The following is a 16620-nucleotide window of genomic DNA, read 5'->3' as shown; positions in this document are numbered from 1 at the left end:
GAGAGGTGCACCATGGCAAGCAAGATTCAACCGACGGACTCGATTCGGGTCGCTTTCCCCCATAAAAAAGCAAGGTGGGCATTCGCCCGCAAATATTATCCGCTGTATTTGATATCGATTCCGGGTATTTTATTTTTTATCGTATTCAAATACATTCCGTTGATGGGCTCCGTCATCGCTTTTCAGGACTATAACATCTTCAAGGGTGTGACCGGAAGCCCCTGGGCAGGCTTGGCGCATTTTCAGCGGATGTTTGCCTACGATGAGTTTTTGAACATTTTAAAAAACACGCTGCTGATCGGACTGTATGATCTATGCTTTGCATTTCCCGTTCCGATCGTTCTGGCGCTGCTGTTAAATGAGCTTAGATCGGCGCTGTACAAGCGGTTCGTACAAACTGTCATTTACATGCCCCACTTCTTATCCTGGGTTATCGTAGGAGGGATCGTTGTGGGTATGCTCTCCCCGACGACCGGATTCGTGAACCACGTGCTGTCCCTATTTGGCATCGACCCGATTTATTTCCTTGGAGATAATGCCTACATTCGGACGATTCTTATCGGAGCGGGTGTGTGGAAGGATAGCGGCTGGGGAACGATTATTTACTTGGCGGCCATTGCCGGGATCAACCCGGACATTTACGAAGCGGCGGAGATCGACGGAGCGAATCGGATGCGTCAAACCTTGTCCATTACCATTCCGGCCATTTTGCCGACGATCACGATTTTATTTCTGCTGCACATCGGTAATTTTCTCGATTTTGGTTTCGAGAGGGTGTATATCCTGCTCAATCCGTTGAACAGCCAGAACGGGGAGATTTTAGACACCTATGTATACAGAGCAGGCTTGGTGGATCGGCAGTACAGCTATACGACGGCCATAGGGCTGTTTAAATCGGTTGTCGGATTTCTGCTTATCCTGATCGGGAATACGTTCAGTAAAAAGGCGACCGGAGAAGGCTTATATTAACTCATTAGAAGGCAGGAGACAACCATGATTATCAGTCGAGGTCAGCGAATGTTCAATGTGTTCAACCTCATTTTATTAACATTGCTTGGGTTAACGATGGTGCTTCCGTTGCTGCATGTCATTGCCCAATCGTTCAGTAACAGTGCGGCGATTAATATGGGCAAGGTGTATTTTTGGCCGGTGAATTTCACAGGGGCCAATTATGCCTCGATTCTGAAGGATCCGTCGATCTGGGTTGCGTTCCGTAACAGTGTGATCATTACCGTATGCGGGACGCTGATCAATTTGACAGCGACGGCTTCGCTTGCATATCCCTTATCCCGACAAGAATATGCGGGACGCAAAATCATACTTATTCTGGTGCTGGTCACGTTGATTTTTCATGCGCCGCTCATTCCGAATTATTTGCTCTTGAAGCAGCTGAAGCTGCTGAACACCTTGTGGGTGCTTATGATCCCGACCGCGATCAGCGCATTCAACTTGTTCGTTATGCGTTCCTTCTTTATGAATCTGCCCAATGAACTCATTGATTCGGCGCGGATCGACGGCTGCGGGGAAATGGGGATCATCAGGAATGTCGTTCTTCCTTTATCCAAGCCGGCGATGGCTACGATGGGGATTATGTACGCCGTATCGAACTGGAATACGTATTCGGCCGCCATTTACTACATTAACAATCGGTCGTTGATCCCGCTGCAGGTGAGGCTGAGGGAAATGGTCATTACCGATCAGTTCGGCGCATCCGATTCGGCGCTGGAATCTGCTCTGAATTTATCGCCCGAGGGGATGAAAATGGCGGTCATCGTTATCGCTACCATTCCTATTATGCTGGTGTATCCGTTCCTGCAGAAGCATTTTATTAAAGGAATGCTCGTGGGCTCCGTCAAATCGTAAATAAACACAAGCGGCCTTAATTTTGTCCGTAGGTCTTACCCTCGCATTAGGCTATGATAATGAAAACGTATTCACCAAATCAGGATGAATGCGGGAGCCGGAGGTTTGGTGAATAAGGAGCTGTGCGGCTGGAATCGTTCTGGGGAAGGATTTGCAGCAATGGAGAATGATTCGTCCGCGCAGCGGGCGTTGTTGACCGGCCTTTCGGTACAATGTGAAGGAGAGAAGGGGTACGATGAACAAAACAGTGAGTCTGGTCATGGCTGCAGTATTAACTGCAGGGTCTTTAGCGGGCTGCTCCACCACGGACAACAAGGAGCCGGCCAACGGCTCGGGCGGCAAGACCGAGAATAAGGGACCTTTGAAATTTTCGGTCTCCTTTCCAATCACGTCGGGGGACGGATATGCGCAGCGCTCTCCGGATTTGAACAAAGACAAGTGGGTGCAGCGCTTAAACAAGCTGACGAACACAGAGCTGGACGTTCGGCTGATTCAGCGGGAGAAAATGAGCGTATTGTTTGCTGGCAATGACATTCCTGACGTATTGGGAAGCTTGGATATGCCGACAGGCAAGGATATGTCGGGTTCGGTAGAGGCGGGCGTCTTCATGCCGCTGGACGACCTGTTGAAGCAGTACGCTCCCAATCTGCTGCAGAAAATACCGAAGGCGGCGTGGGACTCGGTATCCTACAAAGGAAAAATTTATGCGATTCCGGATTACTTGACGAATCCGTCGCGCCGGGGAACGTATATCCGGACCGATCTGCTGGTAAAGACCGGACTGTCGGTGCCTAAGACGGTGGACGAATTTTTGAACGTGATGAGAGCGTTTAAGAAGCTGGGCGTGGAAAATCCTTACCAGATGCGCGAGAACTTCAAGTACGCCGACGTCATCCTTGGAGCCTTCGACGTGCTTCCTTACAAGGATCAGTTCGAGAAGCAGGGCGATCAGGTCGTTCCCAAGTTCTTTGATGTCGAGAACACGCAAAAAGCGCTTCAAACAATGAAAACGATGTATGACGAAGGTTTAATTCCGAAAGACTTCGCCACGATTTCTTCTACCGACTACAGCAAAAACATTAATGCCGGCAAAGCGGGAATGTGGTCCGCGAACGTAGGAAGCGGGCTTAAGGATTATCGCACGAGCATTAAAGCGGTAGTTCCAACGGCCAAGGTGGATGTGATCGCTTCCCCGAAAGGACCGGAGGGCAAAGGCGGATACTTCCTGTATGCCCCAATGGTTCGCGCGTTTTATGTGAATAAGAATGTCGATAAAGACAAGGCGGCCGGCATCATCAAGTTTTTTGAATGGATGACGACGGAGGAAGCCGCTAAATTTTTCAGCCTCGGGGTTGAAGGGGAGAATTATACCGTAGATAATGGTAAAATCAATTATAAGTTCCCGACGAACAAAGAGGAAACGCAGGAGGAAGGGTTCCGTTACGGTACTCTATGGATGGCGCAGGACGCAACCTATAACAAAATTCAGCTGGGCTTGAATCAGGACGGCCAAGATATTTTGAAAGCGTTTGACACCGTGTTAACCAAAGAAGGGCTGCCGGGTATCGGCTTTTATCCCGATCTGAAAGCCTTCTCCAAGTATCCGGACCTGACTCCTCTCGGAGATACAGGACCGAAGCTCATTATTGATCACATGGTCAAAATGATTTACGGCAAGGAACCGATCTCGGATTGGCCTAAAGTCATCGAAGAGTACAAAACGAAGGGCGGTAATGAGATTATCAAGGAAGCAACGGAAAGGTTTAACAGTAAAGACGGCGTATCCATGTTTAAACAATAAATAATAGTTCGAGCATCTGTCCGGCGGCTTCCGCTTCCAGGCAGATGCTTTTCCCTTTTTGCCAAAGGAGGTGCACGGGACGATGCGGCTGTTGATTGTAGATGATGAACCGATAATACGTAAAGGGCTGGCTCGGATGGCAGAGCAATATTTCGTTCCAATGCTTGAAATCCGAACGGCAGAGAACGGGGTCCGGGCCATGGAGATGATCCGTGAGCAGACACCGGATGTCGTATTTACCGATATTCGTATGCCCAAGATGGACGGGATGGAGCTGAGCAGGTTAATTCATGAGTTTGATGACCGGATCCAAGTGGTTGTCATTTCCGGTTATAACGATTTTACGTATGCGCAGAAGTGTATGTCCTACGGGGTGAAGCATTATTTGCTGAAGCCGGTGACGAAGCCGGATATGGACGAGATATTGGACAAGCTGTTCAAAGCCAAGGTGAAGGGCTATATTTCGCTTAAGAAATACGAAGATTGGATTGAGAAGGTGGAGCAAACGATATGGCTGCTGCAGCCTGATGAGCTGGAGCGCTTGACGCAGGAATGGAAGGCATACTGTCTGCATTCGGACATGAACCTGTCCCCCTTGAAGGAATTGCTCCTGGATTGCTTGAATGTGCTGGCTAAAAGACTGCACCGCAAAACCAGCGCCATTGCAACCGATTATCCGCAGCTGCAGGCTGACAGTAAAGAGGAGGCATTTGAAGCTTTTGAGGCACAGCTCGGGAGTATGCTTTCGAATCTGGAGAGAAACCGGAGCGGGAATTATAAAGACCCGATGCAGGAAGCGAGGGCCTATATTGACAACCATTTATCCCAGGAGGTTACGCTGGAGGAGGTTGCCGAGATGGTGGGACTGACACCAACGTATTTTAGCTCCTTATTCAAGAAGATGACCCACGAAACCTTCGTGCAATACCGGATTAAACGCCGTATCGAGAAAGCGCAAGCATTGCTGGCGATGCCTCATGTCAAGCTGAGCGATGTGGCGGCAGAGGTGGGTTACGAGGATTATCCGCATTTTACCAAAATGTTCAAGAAAATGACCGGACTCTCGCCAACGGAATTCCGCAGCAAGCTGGGGATCAAGTGATGAGAGGCAACTTATCAAGAAGACTGTTTACTTATTTCATGGTTGTCATCGTCCTCTCGCTGACCTCCGTCGGTATTTTCACCTATACCCGTTCTTCGAACGAGCTGAATGCCCAAAGCAGCAGACAGCTGTCACAAATCGCGAATAACGCGCTCTATCAAACAGACCTGTACCTGCAAACGTACGAGCGGTCTATGACGTCTCTCTTGTCCAACAAGGATGTGAAGCAGTTCATCGACATGCCTGTGGTGGAAGGCTACGATTATTACAATTACTCCTCCTTAATCAAGGAAATCGGGATGAAGCCGATATTTATACGGAATCCGGAAGTCGTTGCCATTTATATTATCAGCTATCATGGCAATGCAGTGCTCGGCCTGAACAGCGGCTATGAACAGACGATGAGTCCCAAAGAGGTCAACAAGCATCTCTCCTTGCTTAAGGAAAAAACGAATAACGACGGCACGCTGAGCGTGCTCAATCGAACGATTTTGCCGGAACGCAAAGACTCGATCATTACACTGGCCCGCAAAATTAGAGGGTTAACCTCCCGCGATTTCAACGGTATTCTCGCTATCGAGATCCAATCGAAGGATTTGTCGACATTATGGGGCGGCATCGATCTGGGGGAGAAGGGCTACTTCTACATCGCGGACAGCTCGGGAGAGATTGTATACCATCCGAACCAGGATAAGATCGGCACACGCTGGCCGGAAGCGATGGAGCAGCAGGTGCAGAGCCAGGATGCCCATACATTCGAAGGAGAGGAGGCAGGTGAGGAGCGGATGTTCGTGACCCGCAAATCGGCTTACTCGGGCTGGACCTTGATTTGCTCCATGCCGCTGGACGAGCTGCAAAAGCCGGTAGCCAACATTCGGACAACGACGCTCGTGGTCGGGTTATGTACGCTGGCCGTGGCTTTGTGGCTGTCCCACCGGTTCGGTACCTCGATTACCCGGCCGATTCGGGCGTTGAAGAACGGAATGCGGCAGACAGAGAAAGGGAATTGGATGACGATTCCGGTTTCCGATCCCAAAGGGGAAATCGATCAGCTGACGATCAGCTACAATCTGATGGTGAGCCGTCTCTCGGAGCTCGTCAAACAGGTGTATGAGGCCGAGCTGATCAACCGCGAAACGCAGCTGGAGAGGCAAAAGGCCGAATTTCAATCGCTGCAGATGCAGATTAATCCCCACTTTCTGTACAATACCCTTGAAACCATTGTGTGTTATGCCGCGCTGAAGGATTCGACGGAAATTACGGACATCGTCAAATCGATGGCTTATATGCTGCGTTACTCGGTGCAGACAAATCTGGAAGAGATCACGGTTGCCAATGAGCTGAAGCATATTTTGAATTATACGGTCATTTTGAAGCATCGGATTGAGAGGGAGTTTGAAATCGATGTCGCAGTTCCTCCACAATATTTGTTGAAAAAAATGGTGCGGCTGACCCTTCAGCCCCTGGTCGAAAACGCCTTCCAGCATGCCTTTCCCGACGGCGTAGAGGACTATCATTCCATTCGGATCGATGCCGGCGAAGAGGACGGCTTCTTCTGGGTGACGGTGGAGGACAACGGCTGTGGAATGACACCGGAGCAGCTTCACAAGCTTCGGGAGAGGCTGGAGACGAACCGTCTTGCAGAGGATAACGGGGATACGATAGGCAGCAAACAGGGGGGGATCGGGGTGCTGAATGTGCATCGTCGCATCCAAATGGTTTTCGGGGAACAATACGGCCTGCGCATCGATAGTAAAGAGGAGGAGGGTACGAAAATTTGGCTGATGATGCCAGCCTCCGGGTAGCTCCTGAGCCTGTCCATGGTTTACAAAATGGCATTTTTTCGATACGATGGGCGAGGTATGGAATCAAAGGCACTACCCAGCAGGGAGCGATTGGTAAGCGTGAAAACTTTAATTATTGCGGAAAAACCGGATATGGGGCGTAACATTGCGGCGGCGATCGATCCGAAGGCGAAAAACCATCGTACGTACATTGAAGGTGAACAATATATTATTACGTGGGCCATCGGCCACCTGATCGGACTCGCGGAGCCGGACGCATATGACGACAGGTATAAAAAATGGAATTTCAACGACCTGCCGATTATTCCGGACCGGTTCAAGCTGATACCGAATCCGAAGACGAAGGATCAGCTCAAGGTCATTGCCGAGCTGGCCAAGCGGAGTGAACGGCTGGTGAACGCATGTGATGCCGGGCGCGAAGGGCAGCATATCTTCTCGCTCATCCAGCGGCATTTGAAGCTGACCCAGCCGGTCAAACGGCTGTGGATATCCGACTTGACGCCGGAAACGATCCGCAAAGGCTTCGCCGAGCTGAGGGAAGGCGCGGATTACGACAATTTGACGAAAGCGGCCAAGGCTCGCAGTGAGGCGGATTGGCTGATCGGGATGAACGGTTCGCGCGCTTTTACGACGAAGCATAATGAGCTTTTATCCGTGGGACGGGTTCAAACGCCGGTTTTGGCGATTTTATACGATCGGCAAAAGGAAATTGAAGCGTTCAGCTCCAATAAGTTTTATGATGTGGAGGCGCGCTTCACCCAAGCAGGCGGGCCGGATTTCCCCGAGAGCGAGTACAAGGGCATGTGGCAGGGGGACCGGATTACCGATCCTGCCAAAGCGGAAGCGCTGGTAACGAAGCTGAAAGGAAAGCCGGGACGCATTGCCAGCTATGAAGTCAAGGATACGAAGGAGTATCCCTTCAAGCTGTATGACTTGACGCTGCTGCAGCGGGAAGCGAATGCCAAATACGGCTTCTCGGCGAAGAAGACGCTCGATATTGCGCAGGCGCTGTATGAGAAGCATAAGGTCATCAGCTACCCGCGGACCAACTCGAACTATGTGAATGAGCAAAATATTCCGGAGATGCATCGCGCGCTGGACCAGCTTCGAGGCACTGCGTATTCCGAGCTGGTGGAGCAGGCGGAGAAGCGATTTGTTCATAAAAATAATAAGGCGGTCTGCAATCCGGCCAAGGTCGAGGATCACCATGCCATTCTGCCGACACATAAGAAAGCAAATGGGCTTTCCAGCGACGAGCAGCAGGTGTACGATTTGGTGGTGCGGCGCTTCTTATCCCATTTCTTTCCCGCCGCCGAATACAAAGTTCATACGGTGCTGACCGAGGTGGAGCAGGAAACGTTCAAAAGCACGATTAAGCAGCTGCTCTCGCTTGGCTGGAAGGTCGTCTATGCCGACCAGAAGAAAGAGAAGGAGAAGCCGAAGCGTGGGAAGGCCGCAGATAAAGCGGAAGATGAGGAGCAGGCAGCCGAGGAAGAGATCAGTACACCGTTCAGCTTGAACCCGGCGCAAGGGGTTCTTTGCTCTGACATTGCAGCGAAGGAAAAGGAAACCCAGCCTCCGAAGGCCTACACGGAAGGCACGCTGCTGAAGGCGATGGAGGGAGCCGGAAAGCAGGTGGAGGACGAGGAGCTTCGCGATGCGATGAAGGACTCCGGTCTCGGTACACCGGCTACCCGGGCTTCCGTTATCGAGCGGCTTAAGCATGTCGGCTACATTGTCATGCAGGGCAAGCGGATCGTCATTACGCAGAAGGGGCGTACAGCGGTGGAGCTGATTCGCGGCGCAGGCGTCGATCTGCTGACGTCGCCGGAGATGACCGGCCATTGGGAGCGGCGTCTCAATGAGATTGCCCGGGGCTTGGCCTCGGACGAACAGTTCATGGCCAACGTGAAGAAATTCACGAACCTGATCATCGATAAGGTTCGGGTGCAGTCAAGGGCCGCGAAGCAGGCCTTCGAAGGCGCAGCCGCGCAGCCGGCAGGCGCGGCTAAGCGCTCGCGCAAGCGCAGCGAGGCGGCTTCCGCCGAAGCCGCTGAGGGCACGGCCGCCGCGCCGGCGAAGCGTACGCGCGCCAAGCGCTCCGGCGGCGACGCCGAGGCCGCGCCTGCGGCTGCCGCAGGTACGCGCCAGCGGCGCAGCCCGGCGCTCGCGGCGAGCACGCCGCCTGAGGCGCCAGCTGCGCCTGTGGCGGCTGCGGCTGCGCCCGGTGGCGCAAGCGCAGCGTATGCCGCGGTGCGTGCCGGCATCGCGGCATGCCCGCGGCCCGGATGCGCGGGCCGCATCATCATGGGCAAGCGCGGCTACGGCTGCACGGAGTACAAAGCCGGCTGCGGCTTTGTGATCTGGAAGGACAGCTACGGAGCCGAGCTGACGGAGAGCGCCGTTCGCTTTCTGATCGAGAAGGGCAGCACCGCCCGGATGACCTTGACGGATGAGAACGGGCAGCAGGTAGAGGGTCGGCTTGTGCTGAAAGACAAAAACACCGGACAGCTGTCACTGGAACCGGTGTCTCGATAATTACAACGAGTGGCGTTACCTTTGGACGCGGCCGATTCGATTCGAAAGGAAGCCGGACGCGATTTTTCTTATTCGTATATTCCCTCTTCCCAGCCTAATGACCGATAACGTCTGGCCTCGCTTTTGGTTTTTACGCAAAAAGCGCTGCTTGAACCGTCTGCGGTTATTCGGCTTTCTCCAATCCTTCGGCTTGGCAAGCGCATCCATCATATGACCGATCTCCACAGCGGTCACGCGCAGCTCTCTTTTCAATCGGGAGCACAGAATGCGCCCGGGCACACTTGCGCCCACAAGCACGAGATTGTATTTACGCCGGTACCGCTTCAGCTTTTGCATGGCTCCCTCGATGGCGTCGGCATGATTCAGGTCTACCGTCAGGACGACCCGGAAGCCTTTGCGTCTTAATTGCCGCGCCGCTTCCGGGGAGGCACGGCCGACGAGGGCAACCCGGCATTTGCGGATGAGCTTGTGCAAATATCCTTTTTCATACAGCTGATCGTTGATAAACGAATCGGCTATTTTTTTCGGACTCCAGCCGGTTTCTTCCATATAGGCTTTAATGAGCTGGCGGCTTTTCCGATAGTGGGACATCCCTACGATATCCGAGGCGCGCACCGCGTGGTCCAATCGCTCCAGCAGCTCGGGTGAAGGCGGCAGCTCGATACCGAGAAAAGAGGCGACATGATCCAAGGATTCCACATCATGCCGTGCAAGCAGCTTTGCCATCACATCGCCCAGCCGGATGACGGAAATGGGTTTCTTCTGTTTGACGGAACGTCGCACAAGCCGATAGACGGTTCGGGGACCGACGGTTTTGCGCCCGTAATGCCGCTCGATGATTTTGACGCGTTTTGCTTTGTTCAGCATAGTTGCACCCCTTCAGCCATTTACTAGCTATTGTATTAAGGAGGTTGTCTCGGGTGCACCTAATTCTCGCAATTCTATGAATTTGGTCAGACGTACAACACATAACAATAGACTGCGATAAAATGACATGCGCTTCCAGCCAATACGAAGGTGTGCCAAATGCCATGATGGTAACGGATGCCTCGCCAGAAGTAAAAGATACAGCCGAATCCGTAAAGGAAGAGGCCTCCGACGATCCACATCAGCCCTTCGTCGGGCAGTGTCTGCCGAAGAGAAGGGACGATGGCGACAAGGAGCCAGCCCATTCCCATGTATTGGGCGATAGACCAGCCCATAAACCTTCCGGGATAGCGGAGCTTCAGGAAGATGCCGATCAGGGCCAGCAGCCAGATAAGAGAGAGCAGAGCTATGCCGAACGAGCCCTTCACGGAAATGAGCAGCAGCGGGGTGTACGTTCCGGCGATAAGCACATAGATTGCAGCGTGATCCAGCATTTCATATCGTTCCATACGCAGCGGATCCTTCACGCAATGCAGTGCGGTGGAGCAGCTGTACAGGATGAGCAGGCTCATGCCATAAACAATACTGCTCAACATATGAGTCCACAGCCCGCTTTTCAATGCTTGCAGCACCATCACGATCAGAGCAGGCAGGCTGAGCACCGCGCCGATCCCGTGGCTGATGGCATTGATTTTTTCTTCGTTGCTGTAGATTGCCGTTGATGTCAATCTGATTCCCGCTCCTTGAATAAGATGATATGGGCTGCACTCCACCCGCTGGATGTACACGGAGTAAGACTTCCATATCATTCCCTCCAAGTGGAAATTTATTGGCTGCTTTCATTATCATCGGTCAATGCTTCCGCGGATTGCGAGGCCACTGAAAAAGGTACGAGCTGCATGGACGGATCATTCTTCCGATCGCTGTTGACCCCGGAATTTTTAATTTCAAACCGCTTATAGCGGTCAAAATCCGGGGACAAACGCGAACGCTTACGCTTCTACAGAACGATTCCGTTCACTCCGCCGTTTTTCAGCGGCCTCCGGATTGCGCGTCTCCCTTCCATAGCGGGAACGGTTAATGTCACAGGGGATGTCAGTACATTCGCCCTTTTCTCGGGAAAAAGGAACAATTCCGGCGTATCCTGGATGTGTGAAACTTTGAGCTGAAACGATCCCGTCGGGAAGCTTGGGCAATCCAGCACAATGCTGCTGCCGTCAACCTTCAGGACCCGGATCTGTATATCCGGCTGATTAAGTAATTCTTGCTCCCCGTCTGCCAGCTGGAACCTGCCGTTCGTAGTCGCCGTTTCAGGATCGATCCGTTTGCTGCAGAGCAATAGCACCTGGTTCCGTTGAACTCTGACAGCCTGCATCGGCAAGGGCGGTTCCTCGTACATGTACAGACCGAGATGATACTCATAAGCCGTCCAGGTTGCATAACCAAGCTGAACTGCCGTTTGGGCGAAGGCCTCCAGCCATTGGCGGCTCCTGCGCATGGGCTTCAGAGAACCGATATCCGTTTGAATACCTAGCGGAAGACGGGGATGTATGATTTTGAGTTTGGCCACGAAAGGCTCGTAATGCTTGATATAATCGGGCTTGAGACGTGGGCGCATCCAGTCGGGCCAGTGGGTCTGAATGAAATGTACATCGGGGCGAATCATGGATACCATGGAAAAGGCGTCGTTGCCCTGAAGCTCTCTTAGCTTCTCGACTGCATCCGGTCCCGCGTCCACGGCGAGCGACCAAGTGGCCACACAGATGTCGGGGCGCGCGGCTCTGATGCCGTGCTTGCCGTTAATCCATTCATTTAAGTAGCGGTTCACCGCGTCTACCCGAAACTCGATCCATTGGCGGTACAGCGCCGGATTGTTTTTGTAGTAATAAGGCGAGGAACGATACTTGAAGTCGGGGATGTCGGAGCCGTATTGCTGCTTGAAGGCTGCTCTTGCGTAAGGGCCTACGTCCCCGTAAACGCCGCTGGACAGTCCGTTCCATTCCGGGAAATAAGGCTCTGCAACCTCGATGCCGTCGAACGGATAAGCTTTTACAAGCTCAACCAATGCTTGTTTTTTCCAGGCCACGTAACGGTAGCTGAACGGAGAAAGACGGTAATAGCCGTCATTCACCGGCTTCAGAAGCGTCATTTGCCAGTCCGGCCAGTCTTGGGGGAGATGGGCGGTAGTATAAGTGCCATTGCCCAGCACCATAGCCCATACGGCAAAGCCGTTAGCCTTCAAACAGTCAACGAGCTTGCCGTTCACCTCAGACTCGACAGTAACAAAATAATGCACCACCCGATAGCCTGCCATAGCAAGCTCGTCAGCAATGCTTTGCTCGGAGCGGTTTTTATAATAAGGAAATGTCGGATCGATCTGAATGGAAGGGCCTAACAGTCGATTCAGCATGTTCTGGCCTCCTTGAAGAGCAGGAATGATTCGGTCCTTAAGCTAGTATGTATCATTGTAACAAAATAGAAGGGGTTCAGCTAAAATGGCGTATGTTTAATAGTAATAATTACATATAATTGACTTTGCACGCCCGTAGAGCTACAATTTTAAGGATAAGATGTATGAGTAAAGCTTAGGACAAGGAGCGAATCACAATGAGAGAAGCGGTACCTGTACATATTTTATCCGGTTTTCTGGGCAGCGGCAAAACGACACTGCTGACGCAGGCGCTGGATTATTATAAGTTGAAAGGCTTGAAGCCCGCCGTCCTGATGAACGAGCTGGGGGATGTGAACCTGGATGGAATGATGGTTGAGGACGACGTGCCCATGACCGAAATGCTTAGCGGCTGTATATGCTGTACGATCCGCGGAGATTTGGGGCTGGAGCTTCGTGATCTGATCCGGGAGCATCAGCCGGATGTCATTTTCGTGGAGTGTACCGGAGCGGCGAATCCGATTGAGATTTTGGACGGGGTCACGGATGCTTCCCTGCTGACGGAGCTGGAGCTTCGTTCGGTCGTTACGGTCGTGGACGCTGTCCAGCTCCATGAACGCCACCAGAAAGGTACGGGCAAAACGTACCGGCTGATGCAGGACCAAATCCGCTGTGCAACGCACCTGATTCTGAATAAAATGGATTTGATCGAGCCGTCGGACCTGGTGAAGATCGAGCAGCTGGTCCGCGAATGGAATCCTGTTGCGCCTATAACGGTTACCGTTCACTGTCAGGTGGATCTGTCCTTGTTTGAACGGAGCGCTGGCTCGGTACCGATTCCTGAGTCCGGGGGACAAAAGGAAGCTCATGTTTGCTCCCATGAGGATGGCGATGCTTGCTCGCATCCCTCCCATCAGCACGGGCATGCGGGGCATGAAGGGCATGAACACGCGGCAGAAGGGGAGAAGCATCATTCCCACGATCATGTGATGGTGTATACTCATTACTTCGACAATCCCATTGACAGCGAGCAGTTTGAGGCTTTGGTCGGCAGGCTTCCGGAAGAGATTTATCGCGCCAAAGGCATCCTGAAGTTCTCGGATACGGGGAGCGACAGCTTGTTTTTGTTTCAATACGCGTACCGCGAGATGGATTTCGTGAAAATTACTCCGAAGGAGAACGTGCCGAATGTGGCCGTCTTTATCGGAGAGCACTTTTCCAAGGAACGGCTGGCCGCCGATTTGGCTGCGTTGGAGCTGTCCGAAGGTGTGCAAAAAGATTGACTCTCCTGTCTGGATAAGGCATTATTAAATTAAGTATGCTGCAAAATTGAGGGATAACTAATGGCTAAACATAAGCATGAACACGACTCGCATGAGACGATTCAAGAAATGCTGCGGGCAATGTCCAATCACGGCTGGAGAATTACCGACCAACGGAAGAGCCTGGCAACCTTGTTCGCGGAGGCGGAGGGCTACTTGTCGCCCAAGGACGTTTATGAATCGATGCGTCAAAAATACCCCGGCGTCAGCTTCGACACAGTGTATCGCAACTTGCGCTTGCTAAGTGAAATGGGTGTGCTGGAGCAGTTTCATTTGAACGACAGCTTGAAGTTCCGCGCGCGCTGCCAATCGCATCATCACCATCATATGATCTGTATCCAGTGCGAGAAGACGGTCACCTTTGAGTTTTGCCCGATGAAACAGGTGGATCTCCCGTCTGATTTTCAAATTGTGAACCACCGGTTCGAAATTTTCGGTTATTGTAGTGAATGCTCAGCGCAAGCATCGACTCCATGAGAAAACCTCTATCGAAGCCTTGCGAAGATGAGCGACCGCATTCCCTAGTTGGTTTTATCACCAAATATAATTTTCGCCTCCGACGACTTGGAAGCTTATAAATTTTAATGCTATTGTGGCAAAAGCAAGCATCCGCCCCTTTCAGACGCATCTCCTGAAGGGGGTTTTTTTGTTGCTTCACATCCGATGAACTCGGAAGCTTATAAATTCGATTGTGGCAAAAAAAAGCGATTGACACATTTCACCAGCGATGATAATATACTGACTATAAATCATAGTAATCACATCGGAATTATTTTAATCAACCGGACCACCGGAGATTTCAACAAGAGTCGATTGACACCCTATGGACGATCAAGATTACTAAATCCATATTGCTTTAATAGATGAGGGGAGAAATATATATGTCAAATGCTATTGTGCTTTCTTGGAAAAAGTGGTCCGTTGTCAGCTTGCTCAGCTTGTCCTTAGTCGGCTTAACTGCTTGCGGAGGAGGCGCGGCGTCGTCCTCCAACTCGGCGGCTCCGTCCGGAACACCGGAAAGCAAGCCGGCAGCGTCAGCTAAACCGGTTGAGCTGCTTAACGTTTCTTATGATCCCACCCGGGAATTGTATCAGGAGTATAATAAATCGTTCATAACCTATTGGAAAAACAAAACCGGTCAAGACGTTACCTTCAAGCAATCGCACGGTGGCTCCGGCAAGCAGGGACGATCCGTCATCGACGGCCTGGAAGCGGATGTCGTCACGCTGGCCTTGGCTTATGATATCGATGCCATTCAGGAAGCCGGGCTCATCCAGAAGGATTGGCAGAAGAAATTGAAGGACAACAGCACACCGTATACGTCCACCATCGTTTTCCTGGTCAAGAAAGGAAATCCGAAAGGGATTAAGGACTGGGATGATTTGATCAAGCCGGGCGTGCAGGTCATTACGCCGAATCCGAAAACGTCCGGCGGTGCCCGCTGGAACTATCTTGCTGCATGGGGCTATGCCTACAAAAAGTTCAACAAGGACGAAGCGCAGGTGAAGGATTTCATGGGTAAATTGTTCAAAAACGTGCCTGTGCTGGATTCCGGCGCGAGGGATGCTACGACGACCTTCGTACAGCGCGGGATCGGGGATGTGCTGATTGCCTGGGAGAACGAGGCTTACCTGTCCCTGAATGAGTTTGGTAAGGACAAATACGAAATCGTCACGCCATCCATCAGTGTTCTTGCCGAGCCTCCTGTAGCGGTTGTAGATAAAGTGGTAGATAAGAAGGGGACGCGTGAAGTAGCTCAAGCCTATCTTGAGTACTTGTACACAGAGGAAGGCCAAACGATCGCAGCCAAAAATTACTACCGTCCGCGCTTGGAGTCGGTAGCCAAAAAATTCGAAAATCAGTTCGGCAAGGTGAACCTGTTCACGGTAGATGAAGAGCCTTTCGGGGGCTGGACCAAAACCCAAAAAACGCATTTTGCCGATGGCGGCGTATTTGATCAAATTTATAAGCCTTAAGTAAATTCATTGCGTTTATATGCGTCAGAGGAGAGGAATCCATGGCTAGAGCTTGGAAGGAACGAAGTATATTGCCCGGCTTCGGGTTGTCAATGGGTTTTACGGTGATGTATCTCAGCTTGATCGTGCTGTTCCCGCTGTCCGCCATTTTTATAAAAACGTCCGGCCTGACCTGGGCGCAGTTCTGGCACACCATAAGCGATGCAAGGGTGGTTGCCTCTTATAAAATCAGCTTTGGTACGGCCTTCGGAGCTGCATTGGTAAATGCGGTGTTCGGCTTCATTCTGGCGTGGGTATTGGTGAGATACACGTTCCCCGGCAAACGGTTCGTCGATGCCCTGGTAGACCTTCCGTTTGCTCTGCCTACGGCAGTCGCGGGTATTGCTTTGACCACGATATACTCCAAGAACGGATGGGTAGGGAGCCTTCTGGAGCCCTTGGGTATAAAAATAGCCTTTACCCCATTAGGTATTATGCTGGCGTTAACCTTTATTGGCATCCCGTTCGTCGTTCGGACGCTTCAGCCCGTGATTGAGGAGCTGGAAAAGGAAATCGAGGAGGCGGCTGTCAGCTTGGGCGCTCATCGCTGGAAAACCTTCACGAAGGTGATCTTTCCCCAGCTGTTCCCGGCATTGCTAGCCGGCTTTACACTGGCTTTTGCCCGGGCCGTCGGTGAATATGGCTCCGTTGTCTTCATCTCCGGCAACATGCCGATGAAGACCGAGATCGCTCCTTTGCTTATTATGACGAAGCTGGAGCAGTACGATTATGCAGGCGCCACTTCCATAGCGCTCGTGATGCTGGTCATCTCCTTCGTGATGCTGCTGGTCATTAACTTCCTGCAATGGCGCGCCAACCGATTTAACACACAGTAATCAGCTTATGCTTACGATGCAAGTTTTTCTTGCGAAAAACTCAGCTTATGCTTACGAAGTAGGCTTTTCTATCGAAAAGCCC

At 51.8% G+C, this 16620-nt stretch carries 13 protein-coding genes; 10 read left to right on the top strand and 3 right to left on the bottom strand.

The genetic code is table 11. The annotated features are described in order from the left end of the window. The first annotated feature begins 12 nt into the window (after window positions 1-12). The 6 genes from CF651_RS01495 to CF651_RS01470 all read left to right on the top strand — a co-directional run bounded on the left by CF651_RS01495 (window position 13) and on the right by CF651_RS01470 (window position 9109). Window positions 13-969 carry an ABC transporter permease gene (locus tag CF651_RS01495; protein WP_094013065.1) on the top strand — a complete coding sequence of 319 codons (957 nt, stop codon included), beginning with the start codon at window positions 13-15 and terminating at the stop codon, window positions 967-969. A 24-nt stretch (window positions 970-993) separates the two neighbouring features. Continuing rightward, the gene (locus CF651_RS01490) at window positions 994-1863 is read left to right on the top strand and encodes a carbohydrate ABC transporter permease (protein ID WP_094013064.1); all 870 of its coding nucleotides are present in this window, start codon (window positions 994-996) and stop codon (window positions 1861-1863) included. A gap of 235 nt (window positions 1864-2098) precedes the next feature. Beyond that, on the top strand, window positions 2099-3664 hold the full coding sequence (locus tag CF651_RS01485) for a type 2 periplasmic-binding domain-containing protein (RefSeq protein ID WP_094013063.1): 1566 nt from the start codon (window positions 2099-2101) through the stop codon (window positions 3662-3664). Between the two features lie 82 nt (window positions 3665-3746). After that, window positions 3747-4766, top strand: coding sequence for a response regulator transcription factor (locus CF651_RS01480; protein ID WP_094013062.1), 1020 nt, complete (start codon window positions 3747-3749; stop codon window positions 4764-4766). Then, complete coding sequence (locus tag CF651_RS01475; protein ID WP_094013061.1) at window positions 4766-6571, top strand: cache domain-containing sensor histidine kinase; 1806 nt, start codon at window positions 4766-4768, stop codon at window positions 6569-6571. The genes CF651_RS01480 and CF651_RS01475 overlap by 1 nt, the downstream gene beginning before the upstream one ends. 99 nt (window positions 6572-6670) lie before the next feature. Continuing rightward, on the top strand, window positions 6671-9109 hold the full coding sequence (locus CF651_RS01470; RefSeq protein ID WP_094013489.1) for a DNA topoisomerase 3: 2439 nt from the start codon (window positions 6671-6673) through the stop codon (window positions 9107-9109). A 15-nt stretch (window positions 9110-9124) separates the two neighbouring features. On the opposite strand, the gene CF651_RS01465 is transcribed toward CF651_RS01470, so the two are convergent. The 3 genes from CF651_RS01465 to CF651_RS01455 all read right to left on the bottom strand — a co-directional run bounded on the left by CF651_RS01465 (window position 9125) and on the right by CF651_RS01455 (window position 12386). Beyond that, a complete protein-coding gene (locus CF651_RS01465) occupies window positions 9125-9976 on the bottom strand; it encodes a GT-D fold domain-containing protein (RefSeq protein ID WP_094013060.1) in 852 nt (283 codons plus the stop codon). Between the two features lie 86 nt (window positions 9977-10062). Further along, window positions 10063-10704 carry a PAQR family membrane homeostasis protein TrhA gene (trhA, locus tag CF651_RS01460; protein WP_179232644.1) on the bottom strand — a complete coding sequence of 214 codons (642 nt, stop codon included), beginning with the start codon at window positions 10702-10704 and terminating at the stop codon, window positions 10063-10065. A gap of 272 nt (window positions 10705-10976) precedes the next feature. Beyond that, window positions 10977-12386, bottom strand: a complete 1410-nt coding sequence (locus CF651_RS01455; RefSeq protein WP_245855594.1) for a poly-beta-1,6-N-acetyl-D-glucosamine N-deacetylase PgaB — start codon at window positions 12384-12386, stop codon at window positions 10977-10979. Between the two features lie 197 nt (window positions 12387-12583). Between CF651_RS01455 and CF651_RS01450 the strand changes: the two genes are divergently transcribed. The 4 genes from CF651_RS01450 to cysT all read left to right on the top strand — a co-directional run bounded on the left by CF651_RS01450 (window position 12584) and on the right by cysT (window position 16538). After that, window positions 12584-13648, top strand: coding sequence for a CobW family GTP-binding protein (locus tag CF651_RS01450; protein ID WP_179232643.1), 1065 nt, complete (start codon window positions 12584-12586; stop codon window positions 13646-13648). 60 nt (window positions 13649-13708) lie between these two features. Then, the gene (locus CF651_RS01445) at window positions 13709-14164 is read left to right on the top strand and encodes a Fur family transcriptional regulator (RefSeq protein WP_094013057.1); all 456 of its coding nucleotides are present in this window, start codon (window positions 13709-13711) and stop codon (window positions 14162-14164) included. 404 nt (window positions 14165-14568) lie between these two features. After that, window positions 14569-15663 (top strand): sulfate ABC transporter substrate-binding protein, encoded by a 1095-nt coding sequence (locus CF651_RS01440; RefSeq protein WP_094013056.1) that lies wholly within the window; start codon window positions 14569-14571, stop codon window positions 15661-15663. A gap of 41 nt (window positions 15664-15704) precedes the next feature. Continuing rightward, window positions 15705-16538, top strand: coding sequence for a sulfate ABC transporter permease subunit CysT (gene cysT / locus CF651_RS01435; protein WP_094013055.1), 834 nt, complete (start codon window positions 15705-15707; stop codon window positions 16536-16538). Window positions 16539-16620 lie beyond the last annotated feature (82 nt).

It is taken from the genome of Paenibacillus rigui, from assembly GCF_002234615.1.
Classification (GTDB): domain Bacteria; phylum Bacillota; class Bacilli; order Paenibacillales; family NBRC-103111; genus Paenibacillus_S; species Paenibacillus_S rigui.
The sequence above is the reverse complement of the archived record's forward strand: the minus strand, read 5'-3'. Positions and strand labels throughout refer to the sequence as shown.

Bases quoted from the DNA above. Each gene is read 5' to 3' on its own strand.
- CF651_RS01495 (WP_094013065.1), top strand. From the start codon at position 13: ATGGCAAGCAAGATTCAACCGACGGACTCGATTCGGGTCGCTTTCCCC.
- CF651_RS01490 (WP_094013064.1), top strand. From the start codon at position 994: ATGATTATCAGTCGAGGTCAGCGAATGTTCAATGTGTTCAACCTCATT.
- CF651_RS01485 (WP_094013063.1), top strand. From the start codon at position 2,099: ATGAACAAAACAGTGAGTCTGGTCATGGCTGCAGTATTAACTGCAGGG.
- CF651_RS01480 (WP_094013062.1), top strand. From the start codon at position 3,747: ATGCGGCTGTTGATTGTAGATGATGAACCGATAATACGTAAAGGGCTG.
- CF651_RS01475 (WP_094013061.1), top strand. From the start codon at position 4,766: ATGAGAGGCAACTTATCAAGAAGACTGTTTACTTATTTCATGGTTGTC.
- CF651_RS01465 (WP_094013060.1), bottom strand. From the start codon at position 9,976: ATGCTGAACAAAGCAAAACGCGTCAAAATCATCGAGCGGCATTACGGG.
- CF651_RS01455 (WP_245855594.1), bottom strand. From the start codon at position 12,386: ATGCTGAATCGACTGTTAGGCCCTTCCATTCAGATCGATCCGACATTT.
- CF651_RS01450 (WP_179232643.1), top strand. From the start codon at position 12,584: ATGAGAGAAGCGGTACCTGTACATATTTTATCCGGTTTTCTGGGCAGC.
- CF651_RS01445 (WP_094013057.1), top strand. From the start codon at position 13,709: ATGGCTAAACATAAGCATGAACACGACTCGCATGAGACGATTCAAGAA.
- CF651_RS01440 (WP_094013056.1), top strand. From the start codon at position 14,569: ATGTCAAATGCTATTGTGCTTTCTTGGAAAAAGTGGTCCGTTGTCAGC.
- cysT (WP_094013055.1), top strand. From the start codon at position 15,705: ATGGCTAGAGCTTGGAAGGAACGAAGTATATTGCCCGGCTTCGGGTTG.